This window comes from Aureliella helgolandensis, from assembly GCF_007752135.1.
Classification (GTDB): Bacteria; Planctomycetota; Planctomycetia; order Pirellulales; family Pirellulaceae; genus Aureliella; species Aureliella helgolandensis.
Map to the genome: position 1 here is coordinate 5,341,710 of NZ_CP036298.1, position 16,552 is coordinate 5,358,261.

Below are 16,552 nucleotides of genomic sequence, written 5' to 3' on the forward strand. Positions count from 1 at the left end.
CCGATCAACGATCATTCGTGGCACTGGCAACGTAGAATGGTCGAGGTGCGACGAGCGCCATCAGCATGTGCTGATCCACCGGCAGGGCGTCTTCTTTGTGTTGGTACTGTTGATGATTGGTACAGAACCGATAGCCAACCGGCTTGATCGTGTGGTGAATCCGCGCACCGTAGCAACGCCGGTAGAGTGCATCTCCGCCGCAACCGGAATCATTGCTGATCACCATCGCGAATCGAGTAACCTGTGCACTTGCCCACAAAGCTGCTTTACCGAGTCTTGAATGCCCGATGACTGCAATGCGCGACGCATCAACCTGTTCGTCCGTTTCCAAATAGACGAGAACGCGTGACAAGTTCCAAGCCCAGGTACCGATGGAACCCCACTCGGTCGGTTCGGGCTTCGATTGGCCCTTGCCATAGAACAAGGGGTGAACACCATCGGTGAAGTCGTTGCGATAATTGTCGGGATCAATCTGATCGTGATATACGGTAGCAAGTGCATACGTTGCTCGATAGCCATTTCCACCTGCCAGCGACCTACGGACGAGCCGCGAGCCTCTTCCGTGCCTCGCTGGATGATGCCGGGTCTGCATGGACCGTATGATTAACGCTAAAATTCAAGCTGACGAATCCGGCAACAGGGCTCGTCGAATTGTTGGGAGTGTTCAGCAAGATGTCGAACCGATACTCGTCATCGCCAAAGAATGCGGCAATTTGTCGGCTTGTGGCACGATCGTCTAGAGCCTTGGGATCGGTCTCAACCACTTTGTGCCTTACCGCCAATCTTCGACTGGGCGATTTCCCATGGATCGAATAGTCGAACAACCGCTGTACCTCCGCCCGTCGATACGCGTCCCATTCGTCGCGTCCAACGGACTGTCCCGCGTTGTCAATCAAAGCGCCTGGTAGTTCGTACGACGGAACTTTCGACTCGTCGTAGTTGGTGGCAGCGAATTTTTACGCTAGCGATATCGAAAAAATGAACGCACATAAAATGGGCACCATCGGCATACGAAGCATGATTGACTCGTCCTAAACAATTATTCGTAAACGCCGCTCTCGACTGGAGCCGCCGGGGGATCGTATTCCTCCGCAGAGCTTGCATCGATCTCAATTAGGCCAGACTCGACAGCTACGAAATAACAGCGAATGCCCCCCAAATTCAGATCCAAGTAACCCACGTTCCTAACCGCGGATTAAAAACGAACAGCAATCTATCCCAACGGTGAGCGAGGCGAAAAATGAGCAATACACTTTTCTTCCGTTAAGCTCAGGCGCACCGTTCATTCTGCGCTATGCGGGGAGTAAATGGATAGCGTCTGTTGAAAGGTTGTTTAACCTAACGAATAGCGGCTTGGAAACGCCTTCCACCAACCCAACACACAGACCGACGGCAGGGTCCACATCAACCGGCCCAAATGGAGCATTGTGATATTTCTCCTGCAAGCGTAGTGCGACTTGCAACCTAATAAGCATCGTTCAGCCAAAGACTTGCGAGTGGCTAGTCTCCAGTCCTCCGCCAACCTCCCAAATGAAGGCGGCCCTTTTTTCCGATCTTCCATCTCGAGGTAGCGAGATGGATGTTCCATGGCGATCCTTCTTTGGGAACTTGCGTGTGCCCAAAACAACGACCTTGCGGTCGATACGCAGCGAAAACGGTGTCCATCCCCTTTCCTATGTCCGATCCTGTCCCCTTGGTTGCAGACTCTACTAAACCCGACCAGCGCCACGTATCGAAGAGGTATCTAAGAAGGAAACACCAATTGCTCCGACATCAATAGCGGCTCCGACGAACAAAAGATCTGTGAATTTTTTCGGGAAAGATGGCCCTCCCCAAAAGAAGCCTGCTGCGTCTCCTAATTCCAAAATCCCCGCCCCAATCGCGAGGGTTGTAACCCCAATACCAACACCACCGTGACCGCCTATACCTACCATATCCATTGGATCGGGTTCGGCATCCGACTCGGGCAGAAACAGTCGGATGTTGGCTGAACCACCCCCAAATGAAATTCCGACACCAACGCCGAGGTCCCAATAATTATAATTTGCAACTTGTTCCTTTACGTGCACACCACGCCGAATGAACCGAACATTCGTAGAAACGTCTCCTATCGTAATACCCGCAACAACCGCGTCGACAGCAAACGCCTTGAACTCGCCTGTAACTTCTCGCCCGTCTTGCGAATTGTTGTAGATTTTGTACCCCGTGAGAAGACTTCTTGCAGCGCCCAACGTCAGTGTCCCGACGTACGCGGCAAAGGATAAACCAACAGCACCCGCCGCCGTAGCGATCATTGTTGCAATGAAGTTTCCACTCGGGTCCTGATTGTTAATGGGATCGTTGTTCGCGAATAGAAAGGCATTGCTGTTTTCGATATCGCCCGGCTGTGGAAGAAATTCATCCGGCGTAATGAACCGACCGGTTTCGTTGGAAACAAATCGGTCGCGTAAGAATGTCAATCCAGTCAAAGAATCCTGGAACTCTCCATGGAAACCAATCTGCCAATCGTGTTCAAGCGGAACGTCAACATTGCCAAACGCATCGTAATTGAATCGTTCGATATTTCCGTTGGATTCAACTAGCCTGAGTCCACTATGACCGTCATACCAGTACCGCAATGTCTGGTCGTTGTGGTTCGTTTCTTGTAGTTGCATCCCTACGTAATGGTGTCGTACCGCGTCAGTGCGACCAGGATCGTACTGCTCAAGAATTCGAGTGTGTTCAGCGGTCTCGTCGACGAGAAAACGCGTCTCATCACCGTCTACGGAACGCGAGACCAATCGGCCGTTAGCATCATATTCGTACTGCACGATCGTCGTTGAATCATCCGCCGTGATTTCGACTTCTCTAAGTCGTCCTTCATCGTCGTAGCGGTAAGATCGTTGCGAATCTCCACCTGTCTGGCTCAACAAGCGTCCGTCCGAATCATATTCATAAAAACTCGTGCTTCCGTTTTCGGTCGATTGGCTCAATCGTCCAGCGGCGTCGTATTCATACGTTGTGTCACCCGATGAGCGATGCCGTGAGATGCGGTTACCGGTAGCGTCGTATCGATAGGAAATGGTCTCTGGTGTTTCCCCCATCTCCTCGACAACTTCGGAGAGCAGCCATCCACGGGGCGAATACGTGTATTGCGCACTTCGGTTTAGTTCAACCACAGCCATGATCCGACCGGCCGCGTCACGTGTGTACTGGTAGTGTTCAATTAGATCTTCTCCACGCTTAATCGAACGTTCAATCAGGAGGCCATTTTCGTTGAATTCATTCAATTCGATGGTGCCATCGGAATATTCGACCCGTTTGACTTGACCTGCCGTGTCATAGACATAGCGTGTCTGAATTCCATCGGCATTTGCCACTGAATCTAATCGGTCGCGAGAATCATAGGTATAACGCGTTTCGCCGGACGGCGTCGTGACGACCGCTTGACGTCCAGTCGCATCATACTGATATGCGATGAATGCGCCATCCGGATTCGTCTTACGAATCAGGCGGTCAAATTCGTCATATTGATAAGTAGTTGTACCACGCGAGTCCGTATTGCTCTCCAGATAGCCTTGCGCTGTGTAAGTAGCCGAGTAAATGGTGCCATCGGAGAACTGTTTGCTGGTTATGCGGCCCTGCAAATCCGTTTCGATTGTTATCGGTTTTTTTGATAAAGTATCGAGCGAGACGATTTCTCCAAGTGCGTTTCTCGTCACTTCCGCACGAGTTCCATCTGGTCGTTCGACGGCAATGAGGTTCCCGCTCTGATCGTAGGTAAACTGTGTCGTTTGGCCAGACGGATCGACGAATCTGATCGGTAGAGATGGTTCACCGTCGGTTAAGTGAACGTATTCATATTGGTAAACCCCTCCATCAGAAGCGATCTGTCGTGATAGGTCGCCTCGTGAGTCGTACTCATAACGATGAGTTGTTCCGTCAGCCATGGTCTGAATCACAAGCCGCCCAGCTTCATCATAGGTGCTTCGAATCGCCGAACCGTCCGGTTGCACCATGACAATCAACCGATCTGCACCGTCATACTCGTAACGTGTGATACGCCCCAGTTCGTCAATCATCTCTGTCAGGTTGCCTGCCGCGTCGTATCGTTCGGTTTGCCTGCTACCATCTGCAAATACGGTAGTTTTCTCTCCTGAACTTCTGCCCCATCGCGTCCAGTTGTCGCCATGGTCCGTGATCCCAGTGAGTCGACCCAACGCATCGGTTTCGAATCGCCGTTCCAGCGATTCTCCCGAATCACCGACGATGGTGTAGGCCTGCAGACGATCTGCGTCATCATACTGCAGCAGTGAGGTGCTTCCGGCGCGTCCAGTGAATTCGGTCACACGTCCGACTTGATCAATCTGGTAGTTTTGCGAAGTTCCATCCGCAAAGTTAATCTGCTCTCGGAAATTATCGTTCGAATAGACGAAGGAGCGAAAATTGCCTAGAGCGTCAGTTGAACGAACGATTCTGTCCGCAGCATCGTAGGCGTATCGATGTGAATTCCCCAATGGCCCTCTGTCTTCAACAAAACGTCCCGCCGCATCAAACTCAAATTCGTGCTTGATTTCGGTGGGCTCCCCTCCCAATGAAACGGTTCTGGAGGTTGCGATCAGTCGACCATTTTCATCAAACCTATTCTCGGTTGCCGTTCCGTCGGCGTAGAAGATTGTAGTTGGTTGGCCCATCGCGTTGCGAGCATATTCTGTTGAGCTGCCACTGGGGTCAACCATTTGAATAAGATCCCCGACCGCGTTGTACTCGAACCGCGTGACGGCGCCATCGAAGCTGGTGTGTGAAAGTACGTTTCCAGCGGCGTCCAGCTCATAGTTCGCCGAGCGTCCGAGAGCGTCAACCGCCGACTGCAACGCCCCATGGGGACCGTAAGTGTAACGAAGAGTGCTTCCATCCGGGAGAATCACGGAGGTCTCACGGCCCACTGAGTCCAAGCCGTATCGAGTCGTTTCACCGAGGGGGTTCGTTTCTGAGACGAGGCGACCTCGATCGTCATATTCGAATGAGAATACTTCGCCAGCCACAGTAACACTCTTGGTGACCTGCCCACCCACACCGTAAACGAGGAAACTCTCGCGTCCTAGGGCGTCGGTCGCAGCGACGACCTGTTCGTCAACGCGATATGAAAACTGGCTAACTTCGCCATTGGATGTTATTGCACGCGTCAAACGCCCCTGGTCATCGTATTCAACCCTAGCTGGCGTGCGATCTAACGGATCATCCACAGAGACTAAGTAGTTCGCGAGTTCCGAATGGTACACATACTCGGTCTCTCGGTTCAACGGATCGATCGAAACCGCTAAACTCCCCTGCTGGTTATAACGATATTGGTACTCTCCCCCATCAGGACCGAGCAGACGAGTAATGCGATTGTTTCCATCGCGATAGAACTCGATCAGCGGCCCCGCCGAATCAGACGTTATACTCGAATCACTAAATCGAATTACTCTGCCTGTTGGTGTTGATGCAGATATCAGGTTTCCAGATTCACCCGCGATTCGATAGGTCATTCCAAGAGCTGTTGTCAACACATACGCCCCGCCGAAGCTGGGGCTGGCTGGGTTGTAAGGGATACCGCCGGGGGCGTAAAGTTCGCCCTGATCGTTGAGCGTTAGGTAGCCACTGGTTCCGGTGCTCAGGGAACTGGTCACGCCAGGGTCGGGCGTGAATCGCGGGCGTGCGACGAACAGCCCGCCGGGTAAACCTCGGATGTCGGGGTTGAAGGTGAAGCCTTGACGGCCTTCCCCGGGGACGTTGAGGTAGACCTTCACGCCGGGGCGTAATGCGCTGTAGATGCCGATGTCTTCTAGTCCGCTCTTGGGTAGACCGACTCGCAAGTCCGTGTTCCGGTATTCGAGTCTCCAGCCGTAGCCGAAATCACCTTCACGATCGGCTTGCAACGTGTCGTAGATACGAGTGATCTCAATTGGAATACCAGCCACAGGGATCACCATATCGGTGAAGCTGAGGCGGAAGTTTCCGAGTTTCAGTTCGCCTGCCAAGCCGACATGGTGTTCGGCGACGTTGACGACGCCAGCATTGGTGGCAACCTCAAGACGAATGACGTACTCGTCGTTGAGTAGCAAACTGGTGTCCCAGACACCCAGCTCACCGTTGGTAACGGCAGCAGTGCTTTCATGGAACTGTGTGAAACTGGTTTCGTCGACGTGGCGGTAGGAGAGCTTGTAACCGAACAAATCGTCGTGAGCTGCGGTGCCTACGATGCTTACCATACCAGTGACAGACGCAGTGTCGGACGGGCTGGTGATCTCCGCCGTGGGAATATCTTCGGTTCCCGCTCCACTCCAACCCTCGGGAAAGTCGTAGTCGAAAGTAATGGTCTTGGTGGTCACGTTACCATTGGTATCAATGGCGGTCGCAGTAGCGTCGATTGTCTGGAATGTCCAGTCCTCGAAGGTAAACGTCGCCGTACCAGCTGCGTCGAGCGGGATGTCTTGGCCGTTAGCCGACAACGTCAGCGAAGCAACAGACACGTTATCGATGGCTTTGGCGAACACGCGGAAGGGCCCTTGCCATGGCAAGATGTTGCGGCTGCCTTCCCCCAGATTCTCAATCAAACTGAGTTTGGGTGGAATGACATCTTCGATGACGTCGAGTGTGAAGCGCTGCAGGGCTTCCCCGCCGCGCGGATCGCTGACCTTCACGGTGAAGTCGTGAGAGCCAATCAGTGAAACTTCTGTCTGCCAGCGGATGCGTCCAAAGGAATCGACCTGGGCGCCGACAGGAGCGTCGGTTAACTCATACGCGAGTTGATCGAGGTCGGCATCACTGACCAAGACGTCGTACTTGAAGACTCCACCGGCGGACACATCCGCCGGTGAAGTACTGTTGATTACCGGTGCCGAGTTCTGCGCCAACACGTCAAACTCGAACGACTCGACGGCACTGGCGCCCCCCGCGTCGGTGGCAATCAGGGTTACAACGTGCTTGCCAGTTTGATCGGCCGTGGGCGTCCAGCTAACGAGGCCCGTTGCAGCGTCGATGCTCATGCCTGCAGGACCACGACCGAGCGTGTAGGTAATCGCTGCATTCTCGGGATCGTTCGCAGCCAGCGAATAACTGTATGGCGTTCCAACCGCGCCGAAACGTGGCGACGTGGACGTAATCACCGGCGGCAGGTTGGGTACACCATCGCTGACGCGAATAACAAAGGCTTGCGTGGCCGCGCCACCGATGCCGTCGCTGACTTGGATGACGACATCTTGCTGGCCCAGTTGATCTGCGGTGGGCGTCCACGAGAGTTCGCCCGTCGTTTCCACGATGCTCATGCCAGACGGCGCGGTAAGAAGTGTGTAACTCAACGGATCGCCTTCGCGGTCCATGGCTTCCATCGAGTAAAGAAACGCGCTGCCGACTCCGGCTTCGGTGGGCGGCACACTGCTAATACGCGGCGGTCCGCCAAAACGACTGACTTTGACTGTAAACTCCTGCGTGACGGTCACACCGGAGGGATCACTGACTTCGATGAGCACATCGTGCTCGCCCAATTGATCGGCCTCTGGCGTCCAGCGAATTGTTCCCAGCGATGGATGGATACTCATCCCGACTGGCGATTCGAGCATGGTGAAGCCGAAAATGTCGCGATCCGCGTCGGAGACTACCACGTCGTACGCGAATGTTTGCCCGAGCGAGACAGACGCGGTCGGCGTGGAATCAATCACGGGACGTACGTTGAGCAATCGCCCAGTGACTTGGATGTCGAATGAGACGGTCTCGCTCGTTCCGTCGGCAGTGGTGGCGTTGAGTTCCACCGACTGCGTCCCCAGCTGATCGCTGCCGGGTGTCCAGCGAAGCGTTCCATCCGCATCAACCGTTAAACTATCCGGTCCACTCGATAGCGACCAACTCACCGGACGATTCAGCTGATCCGTGGCGTGGATACGACTGAAGTAGTCGGCCGTGACCGCAGCGGAAGACTTTGGAAGGCTCACGACGAGTGGCAGAATGGTTGGGGTTTCGCCCGTGACTTCGACCGTCCACGCCGCGGTTGTGGTTGCGCCAAACTGGTCGCTGACTTGGACGGTGAAATCGTGAGATCCAACGTCGTTAGCCGTGGGGGTCCAGTTCAAGCGGCCAGTGGTGCTCCCGATCGTTGCTTCGGCGGGAGCACTGGTGAGGGTGTAAGTGAGGTTTGGCGATTCAGCGTCCTGGGCGATGATGTCGTAGGTGTAGGAGATGTTGGAATAGGCTGTGGTGGAGAAGGTGGGATTCACAGGCAAGCTGCCTGTGCCACTGGTGATCACCGGCGGAGTGTTCGGTGCGGTGACGTTGAGGTTGAAATCGTGCAAAGAGATGGAGCCGGAAACGTTAGTGGCTCGCAGGATGACCAAATGCTCGCCGACTTGATCAATCGAGGGACGCCAGGCAACGAGTCCGGTTTGAGGATCAATGGTCATGCCAGCGGGTGCTAGCGACAGATCGTAGGTGATCGCATCGGCGGCGATGCCCATGGCGACCGACGCATAGTGGAACGTTTGCCTAGCTTCGATGGTTGTGCTCGGCGTGGTTACAAAGTGCACGCCGCCGGTGACCGAGGTGTTGGTTGGCTCAAGGATAAAATCATTGCCCGCCGAAATCTCGTCGTTGGCCAGCGTGACCGTCAGTCCATCGCGGCCCGCCGTGTCCGCCCAGCCAGCAGGCAGCTCAGTGCGGATCTTGTAGGTGCCGGCGCCGAGTCCCGTTAGTGCATAGGCGCCGTTGCGATCCGTGACCGCCATCGGTTCGTTCTCACCGCGCGAGCCATCGTCGTCGAGGTCGGCAAAGACTTTCCAGTAGGCCACCGCCTCCGCATCTTCGGTCAACAATTGCCCGCGGATGTGGCTTAGCGACAGTTGCTCGATGGCCAAGTCAAAAGCGGTCTCGTCGTTGGCCGTGACGCTGACCGGCATCGCGCCGGGAGGCACGTCGTAGCCGGCCATCGGTGAAATGCGAACGGGATAATTACCCGGCAACAGACCCTCGAAGCGATAATCGCCATTGGCATCCGTGGTGGCCGTCGGTTCGCTTGGGTCCGGATAAGCATTGCCGTTGCTATCGATGTACAGCTGCCAGCCTTCGAGCGAGAGTTCGGCGGGGATACCTTCCTCGCTGCCATCGTCTTGCTCGCCATCTCGATTCAGGTCATCGAAAAGGTGGCCGGTGATGGAACCACGCAGTTCCGGCAGAACATTGACCGTAAACGACTGCTCGTCGTATCCGCCGCGGCCATCTTCGACGGCGATCGTGAAATCGTGTTGGCCAGGGGTTACCAACCCTGGCGTTGGCTGTGGCAGCAAGCCATTGGAGGTTCGGTAGCCGAAATTGTTGTTGCCGGAGTAGTCTTTCACCGACAGCGCGTAAGTATCCTCAAATCGGAAATCGAGTACCAATTCAGGATTGTTCTCATACTGTCGCGACATCCCTTCTTGTATCTCGGCTGCTGACCGGGCGACGTTCCAGACGCGGAAGTTATCGAGCGTCGCCATCGTCTTGTACAGGCCACCGTATCCAACTTCCAGAATCCCATCCTCTGAATAGGCGATCGAATCTGGAATGGATGTCGCGCCGACAACGCGTCCGTCGGCATAGATGGTGGCCGTTTTCGTAGCATCATCGATGGTCAGCGCCATGTGAACCCAGCGATCTTCGCGAGCCTCGAATTCCGGTCGGAAAGTGATCGTCTGACCATCAAAATTCATCACGAGCTCCAACTGCGTGTTGAAGCGAGTTCGCAGGTAGAACGCATTGCCGTAAGCACCCGGCAGCCTAAACAGAACGGAAGCACTGTTGCTGGCGGTCAATGTGTGAATATTGAACCAACCTTCGAGCGTAACGTTACTTGGTTGTAGGGAAGCATCCGCAGGGACACGCACGTCGCCCCCTGCGTCATAGGGAGCGTAGATAAACGCTTGCCCTCGCCCATCCCAGTCCAACTCACCGGTGGTGGGATCGAGCGTGGCACCGTCTGGCGCGTTCAGTAGTCGATAGCGAAGAGCATCCTGATCTCCGTCAACGGCGGTAGCTGCGTAGCTGAATCTTTCGTTTGCCCCAATCGATGTTACCGGCTCCGTCGCGATCAGCGGTGCGGCGTTCTCGCGGGCGGGCACGACGTCGATCTTGAACGACTGCGTGGCCACACCTCCCCGACCATCATCCGCTGCGATCGTAACGTCATGGACACCAACTTGATCTGGGGATGCCGCCCACAATAAAGCGCCCGAGTCGCTGTTGATGATGAGTCCGCCTGGACCATCGACGATGGAGTAGGTGAGCGGATCGTCGTCGGGATCCACCGCATCACTGTCGTAGCGGTAAACTTCGTTGGGATCGAAGCGGTTGTAGATCACGCTGGCGGTCGCATCGCCCGAGTTCGCAACGATCAAATCCGTACGTCCATCTTCGTCCGCATCCGCAAGCGTCACACGCATTGGATGATCTCCAACGCGAATATTTTGCGGCCTGGCATACTGGTTGTTCCCTCGACCAAAAAAGATTGCCAGCACGTCGTCTTCGGAAAGCGTTACGGCTAAATCGGGATTGCCGTCGTCATTCAGGTCAACCGCCGTCACGTCGCTTGGCGTGGATGCGAGATCGACATAGATGGGTGAACCGGTCGGATTACTAGCCAAATCGCTTAAGATCATCAGACGGTTCGTATCGGGCAAGGTAACGACAGCCTCGATCGTACCATCGCCGTCCGCGTCTGCGAGCGTTAGTCGCCCAGGTTTGTCTCCAATCGCAATTGCCGTCGGCTGACCAAGCGTGCTAGTGCCATCGCCCTGAAAAACCCACAGGGCGTTCAACGAGTCATCGAGGGCCACGATATCGATATGGCCATCGCCGTTGACATCGGCCGCCGCAACGTCAATCGGTCCATTGCCAACCGGTATGTCAGTCGAGGTATAGCCGCTAGCCAAATTGCCCGCGAAAACACTAAGGCTACGACTGGCGCGATTGGCGGTGATCAACTCCATTTGCCCATCGGCATCAATGTCCGCTGCTGTAACCGCCTTGGGAGATCGGCCAGTCAATAAATCAGATTGACGCGTCAGACGCCCCAGGTTGTCTCCGACGAAGATCTGCAGACGGTCCATCTGGTCTTGAATTGTCAGAACTTCTTCGTTGCCGTCGCCGTCAAGGTCGACGGCGACAAGATCGACCAAGTCATCACGTCGTCCTGCATAGATCGACGTCGTATCCGGGTGGTAGTTGCCAACACCGTCTGAGCCGTGTACGAAATCGAGATGGCCATCATGATCCACATCGATGAACACACCTTCCTCTGTCGACCCCACCATGCCGATGCGTTGGGGAGGTTCGAACGTCGCATCGCCGCGCCCCAGCCGGACCGATAGCGGACCGCGACCTTGAGGGGTTGACGAGTGATCGGAATCCGTAACTAAATCCAAATGGCCATCTTCGTTGAAATCCACTAGCCAACTATCACGCGATCTCTGCGCTCTTCCTGAATCCTCAAGATGTTGAAATAGTTCGAAAACGCCCGTGCCGTCATTTAGATAGATCAGCGGACCAGCGATGGAGGCGATGACAAGATCAACGTCATCATCGCCGTCTAGATCACCAGCCATATAATCGCCTGCCGTGTTGATAGAGCCGACGAGCGGGGTAATTGTGTCCTCCTGGTAGGCTGCAAACTGACTGTGAAGCGTGAAAGCGCCGGCGCCATCGCCAGCCATCACCACCAGCATGATCTCCTGGCCAGATTCACGCGATGCAAACGCGAGATCGGGTAGGCCGTCGCCTGTAAAATCGCTGACGACAAAGGCATGCTCCCAGAATGAGACGTTCACGCCTTGAGAGCCATCCGGAAGCTGCTCTCGATGCGCATGCGTAAAGACGCCGGGCTCTTGCGGATCATTCAAGTAGACATCAATGTATCGGGCAATTGAATCCTTCGTCACAAAATCCGGGAATCCATCCGAATTGAAATCCGCAATCTGGAAATCGTTGTAGCCATAGAATCCACCACCCGGTTGATCATCACTGACTGTAAACGTCCCATCGCCATTGGAAAGTGCAACATAATAGCGACTCCCGTTCCCGCGTGCCCTAGTGGCGACGACGTCAGGCAAGCCGTCCAGGTTAAAGTCCGCAACCGCACCGACCCCTGTTGGCCGAGAGACACCAAGCGATGGGAATGGCTCCGCAAAGGTCCCGTCGCCATTGCCCAGATAGATGCGGTCGTTCGATACGTCCAAAAGATCGACGGCACCATCACCATCGAAATCGGCAGCGAGTGTCTCTTTCGAATTCGCACCTGATATCGCAGGAACGGTCCGAGTACCGCCAAACTCTCCGGGGCGGGTTCCCAGCCGGATCCCGACTCCGTCAAAGTCACCGCTTTCTGTGAAGTACGAATAATCCATGACGCCGTCGCGGTTGTAATCACCGAACATTGCCCCGCGGGCGATATCTCCGACCTCGAGCGGTTCGACGTCACCCGAGAAGTCTAGCATGGCATATTCCGTAATCTGAAAGAGCCCTGTGCCGTCGTTAATGGCAACTTTCGTCGAAGTCCAATCGCCATTCGCATTCCCAAAAATCAAGTCGAGATCGCCATCGAAATCAACGTCTACAGGATTGTCACTGCCCGCATAGTTGCTGAGCCAAGCATCTGTTTCAGGCCCTGGCTGATAAGTAAAATCGATCCCACTACCATCCCCAACTAAGACATCGAGACTGGCCGCTGAGCGATGAAATGCCAGATCGACATTCCCATCACCGTTGAAGTCTCCGCCACGGATCCAATAGTACGGCGTAAAATTGCCTTCGGGATCGAAATCGGCAGCCAATGTGAAGTTGCCAGCCCCATCGTTGTGGTAGACCTGGATGTTGCTACCCACAGCAATCACCAGATCTTGATGGCTGTCGCCGTTTACATCGAGAACGTCGTAAGGCCGCGTTTGCGTTGAATAGCAACAATTCGGAGCTTCGCCCGCTGGGCCAATAACGACCGGCTCTGCGAAAGTCCCGTCGCCGACACCCTTCATCCACATCGCCTCATAGCTGGCACCAAAACCCAGCACTGCGGTCCGCCCGACCAGATCTAAAACGCCATCTTCGTCAACATCCGCCGCGAAAAAGTCACTGACTGTGTTAGTAAATGTCTGCTCCAATGCCTCTCCAAACGTTCCATCGCCATTTCCTGCAATGACGATCAGCCGCGGATCCCGCCGCCGCTCGATCGCTACCACGTCCAAGTTGCCGTCGCCGGTAAAGTCGCGAAGCAAAAGATTCCGAGGATCATAAATGTTGCTACCGATGTCATGGGCATAGATCTCGATCGGTGCACCAAAGCCGCCATCGCCATCGCCAAGCACTGCCGTAATCCGCAATTGATATCGCAGCCCCAGTACTGGGGAGCTAAACGCAAACAGCGTGACCATATCGAGGATGCCGTCACCATTGAGGTCGCCATGATCCATGCCGAAGACGCCATTGCTGTCGCTTGCCGAAAGGTACTCGGGTATGCCAACATCAACCTTATACCCCACGTCAAACAGCTGCCCATCGGCGGCGGGAAATCCTGTCGAATAACTCGTCGCATCATCAAAGCGATCATTGTTCTCGCCCGCGTAGATACCAACGGTCTGCTCGCCGGAATTGATTGTCACGATTCGTGGACCTTGGAATCCGCTGATCGTCGCCACCCCCACCGGCGAATCACCGACACCCACCGTCGTGATTTCAAAACCGCTCGATGCTATCGCCTCGGTGACCGGATCACTCACAAAATTCGGTGGACGATTTTGCAAGGTCGCATGAACGGTAATGGTATAGCTCTGCTCGACGTACAGTCCAAATGGATCGGTGGCGCGCAGCGTTATACGATGTGAACCAATGTCCGCTTGGTCCGTGGACCACTGCAATACGCCGGTTGCCGGATCGATCGTAGCCCCCTCGGGCCCCACTAGCATCGAATAGGTTAGAGTCTGACCGTCTGGATCGGTGGCGCGCGCCGCGTAGCGATACTCGTTGCCCGCTTCGATCGAATCGACGGGGGTGGAGCTAAATCCGCTCGGGGCCACATTGAGTGTCCCCAGAGTACTCAGCTTGTAGCTGAAACGGTCGCCACTCTCATTCAGAAATCGGATCTCACGAGAACGAATGCTGGCACCAGGAGCTAGTGGCTGACGATCCATCTCGGACGTCAAGTCAAAGTAGGGGCGACCATCTTGCAAAAAGCCATCCGGATGCATGGCATGCACGTCCAGGTCCGAGACGTTATCGATGGCCACCAACAAACGCCCCGTGACAGCCTGACTGCTAAGGTTGGTCACCATCAAGTCGGTCACCAATTCCGTGTTGTCTCCAGCCAGGCTGGTCCGGCCGTAGCTGGCCGCGAAACTACCACTCAAGTCTTGCAACTTCGAAAAATCTAACGGAGCAAGCTCACGGGTGCTCTGCGAACTAGCGCTGACACCTTCGGGGGCCGGCAGCAAAGCATCGACAAATTCAAAACCACGAATGAGGGTACTGGTATCGTCATCGCCATCGTTGTTCACCAACCGTGTCGTTACCCGAACTTGCGTCCCTGCCGCTAAGCCCGACAAGTTGATCGTGGCCGTGGAATCTGCCCCACTCGGTTCAGTCGTCGTGGAGACGCCCGCGCCGAATACAGGCTCTAAGTCTTCGCTCCAGTTGTAAACCGCGTCACGACCGGAGGAATAGGGGAACGAGAGTGGATTACCTTGGAAGTCGGTCACCTCGATTTCAAACGCATCGCGAATACTGCGGCGACTCTCCAAGTCGAACTCGGGGGCTTGAAAGCTGATGCGGAGCGCCGTCGAATCGTTCGGTAGAGTGAATTCACGGACAAACTCCGTCGCGAACTGAGTCTGTTCCTGCAATTGCGGCGAGCAAGCCAGGGCAGGGTAGAGGCCCGTCCCCAATTCCAGGGCACCACGCGGCTCCTCGGAACCTTGGGCATTCAAGTAGTCAATCACCAGCAGCGCATCGATGGGAGCCACGTAGCCGTCGCAGCTAACATCCAAGTAGCCCATGCCGTCGGTGCTCTCGACCTGTTTGGGCAATACTCCAGAGAGTGGATCGCTGATATTGCGGCCATTGAGTTCGTTGATCACCAGCAGCGCATCGAGTGGGCTCACGAAGCCGCCACTGTCTCCATTGACGTTCAAACGATTAGAAACGTTATGCCAAATCGCTGCCGCCAGAACTCGCCGATGCTCCAGTTGCTCAAAACGAGCGACGCGGGAAGCGGCCCTACGGGTCTTTTTAAAGAGACCCTCCCTACGGAGGGATGTCAAACGATTGCAGATTCTCGAAGCAGAAAGTCTCGGCATGGTGGGAAATCTCGTAAAACTCTAGCAAGCAGGAGCAAGTGCTCAGCCAGGCACTGGCGTCTCCAAGGAGGCCAAACTCAGGGCACTCCCGGAGTGCGCGCTTGGAAAGAAATCCGCACATCAGCCAACCTGGAATGCCTAGTCTAACTAGTAGTGACTCAAGACTACGCCGATTTTGTGAGCAAAGCGGCCCATTTTCGAGAGAATTTGCCCAATTGGGATGTGGAGCACGACCGTTCTAAGTCTCCAATTGCACGTCATGTCGCTGTACCAAGCAATTGGGCAGAAAAGGGCCTGAAAAGGTACGAAATCGCCCCTACCGCGACTCGTGCTGGAGCAGTTCGAGTTTCAGGGGTGCACTCCACCCAGGAACCCGCCCAACACTCCATGATCCAACAGCTCCCATACGGCTCTGAGGCAGTCCCCCCAGCGGATTCAGGCTTTCGATTGAGTCGACAGCATGTTTGCATAAAAGTGTTCGACCGCAGAAAAATCCTAAAACCTCTTTGTCGGAAGTATGTGGCGCGGGCCCGCCCGCGTTGCAGTGTGTTACCAGCTTTCATTAAGGGACGAACAGGATTCGCAGCGTAATCAGTGATTTCAGTGGGGGGAATCAGATAAAGGCGTTCAAATACGCGAACACCAGTCTCGAAGACGGTGAGGAGGTTTGGGCTAAGAAAGTCCCCAATTGCGGCAAGTTCGCAAATTGTGTTTTTGTTGCATGGGCAACTTTCAGCGTTATCTGCTTAATAAATTACCGCCGATCAATCGAGTCAATTGTTGCCTAGCACGGCTTACAATCAAACGGTGTATCGCACGCTTCCCAAGATACTGAAAGACCGTCACAGTAGCCTTGAAAGTGAACGGTAAGGAAGTTGCCGCCGGCAAAGTACCCATCACCGCACCGCTCTCCTTCACCGCGAACGATTGCCTGGACTTCGAAAGCGCTCCAGGCTCCCCCGTCTCGCTAGACGACTTCGACACGTGCCCGTTTAAATTCAATGGTACCCTTGGAGTCGGTACCATCGAGTATGTGCCATAGCCAACTGTTGACGAGCGCGTTTGGAAACACCTGAGATGCATTCCAAACGCGTTCAACAGTTGGTTTTTCAAAGCTCAACCGGCGTCCCCTTTCACCGCCTTGGGAGACTCCATTTGCTTGGGTGGCTTGGGCTAGCCCGCGGGCCCCTTTCATTACCAGCTTGCATCCCTAACTCAAGCCTTCAATC

General features: G+C 54.9%; 5 protein-coding genes. 1 reads left to right on the forward strand and 4 read right to left on the reverse strand.

Annotated elements, in window-relative coordinates; genetic code table 11:
• Positions 1-4: 4 nt before the first annotated feature.
• From Q31a_RS18625 to Q31a_RS18630, 4 genes are all read right to left on the reverse strand, one after another.
• Positions 5-592 carry a glucuronyl esterase domain-containing protein gene (locus Q31a_RS18625; protein WP_145081248.1) on the reverse strand — a complete coding sequence of 196 codons (588 nt, stop codon included), beginning with the start codon at positions 590-592 and terminating at the stop codon, positions 5-7.
• Positions 537-896, reverse strand: coding sequence for a hypothetical protein (locus Q31a_RS30295; RefSeq protein ID WP_197355393.1), 360 nt, complete (start codon positions 894-896; stop codon positions 537-539). Before Q31a_RS30295 ends, Q31a_RS18625 begins: the two co-directional genes overlap by 56 nt.
• 143 nt (positions 897-1,039) lie before the next feature.
• Positions 1,040-1,171 carry a hypothetical protein gene (locus tag Q31a_RS31160; RefSeq protein ID WP_261342669.1) on the reverse strand — a complete coding sequence of 44 codons (132 nt, stop codon included), beginning with the start codon at positions 1,169-1,171 and terminating at the stop codon, positions 1,040-1,042.
• A gap of 538 nt (positions 1,172-1,709) precedes the next feature.
• Positions 1,710-15,323, reverse strand: a complete 13,614-nt coding sequence (locus Q31a_RS18630) for a putative Ig domain-containing protein (RefSeq protein ID WP_145081250.1) — start codon at positions 15,321-15,323, stop codon at positions 1,710-1,712.
• Positions 15,324-16,182: 859 nt separating this feature from the next.
• Between Q31a_RS18630 and Q31a_RS18635 the strand changes: the two genes are divergently transcribed.
• Positions 16,183-16,365, forward strand: coding sequence for a hypothetical protein (locus Q31a_RS18635; RefSeq protein ID WP_145081254.1), 183 nt, complete (start codon positions 16,183-16,185; stop codon positions 16,363-16,365).
• Positions 16,366-16,552 lie beyond the last annotated feature (187 nt).

Coding starts and splice junctions, on each gene's coding strand:
- Q31a_RS18625 (WP_145081248.1), bottom strand. CDS start 592: ATGCAGACCCGGCATCATCCAGCGAGGCACGGAAGAGGCTCGCGGCTC.
- Q31a_RS18630 (WP_145081250.1), bottom strand. CDS start 15,323: ATGCCGAGACTTTCTGCTTCGAGAATCTGCAATCGTTTGACATCCCTC.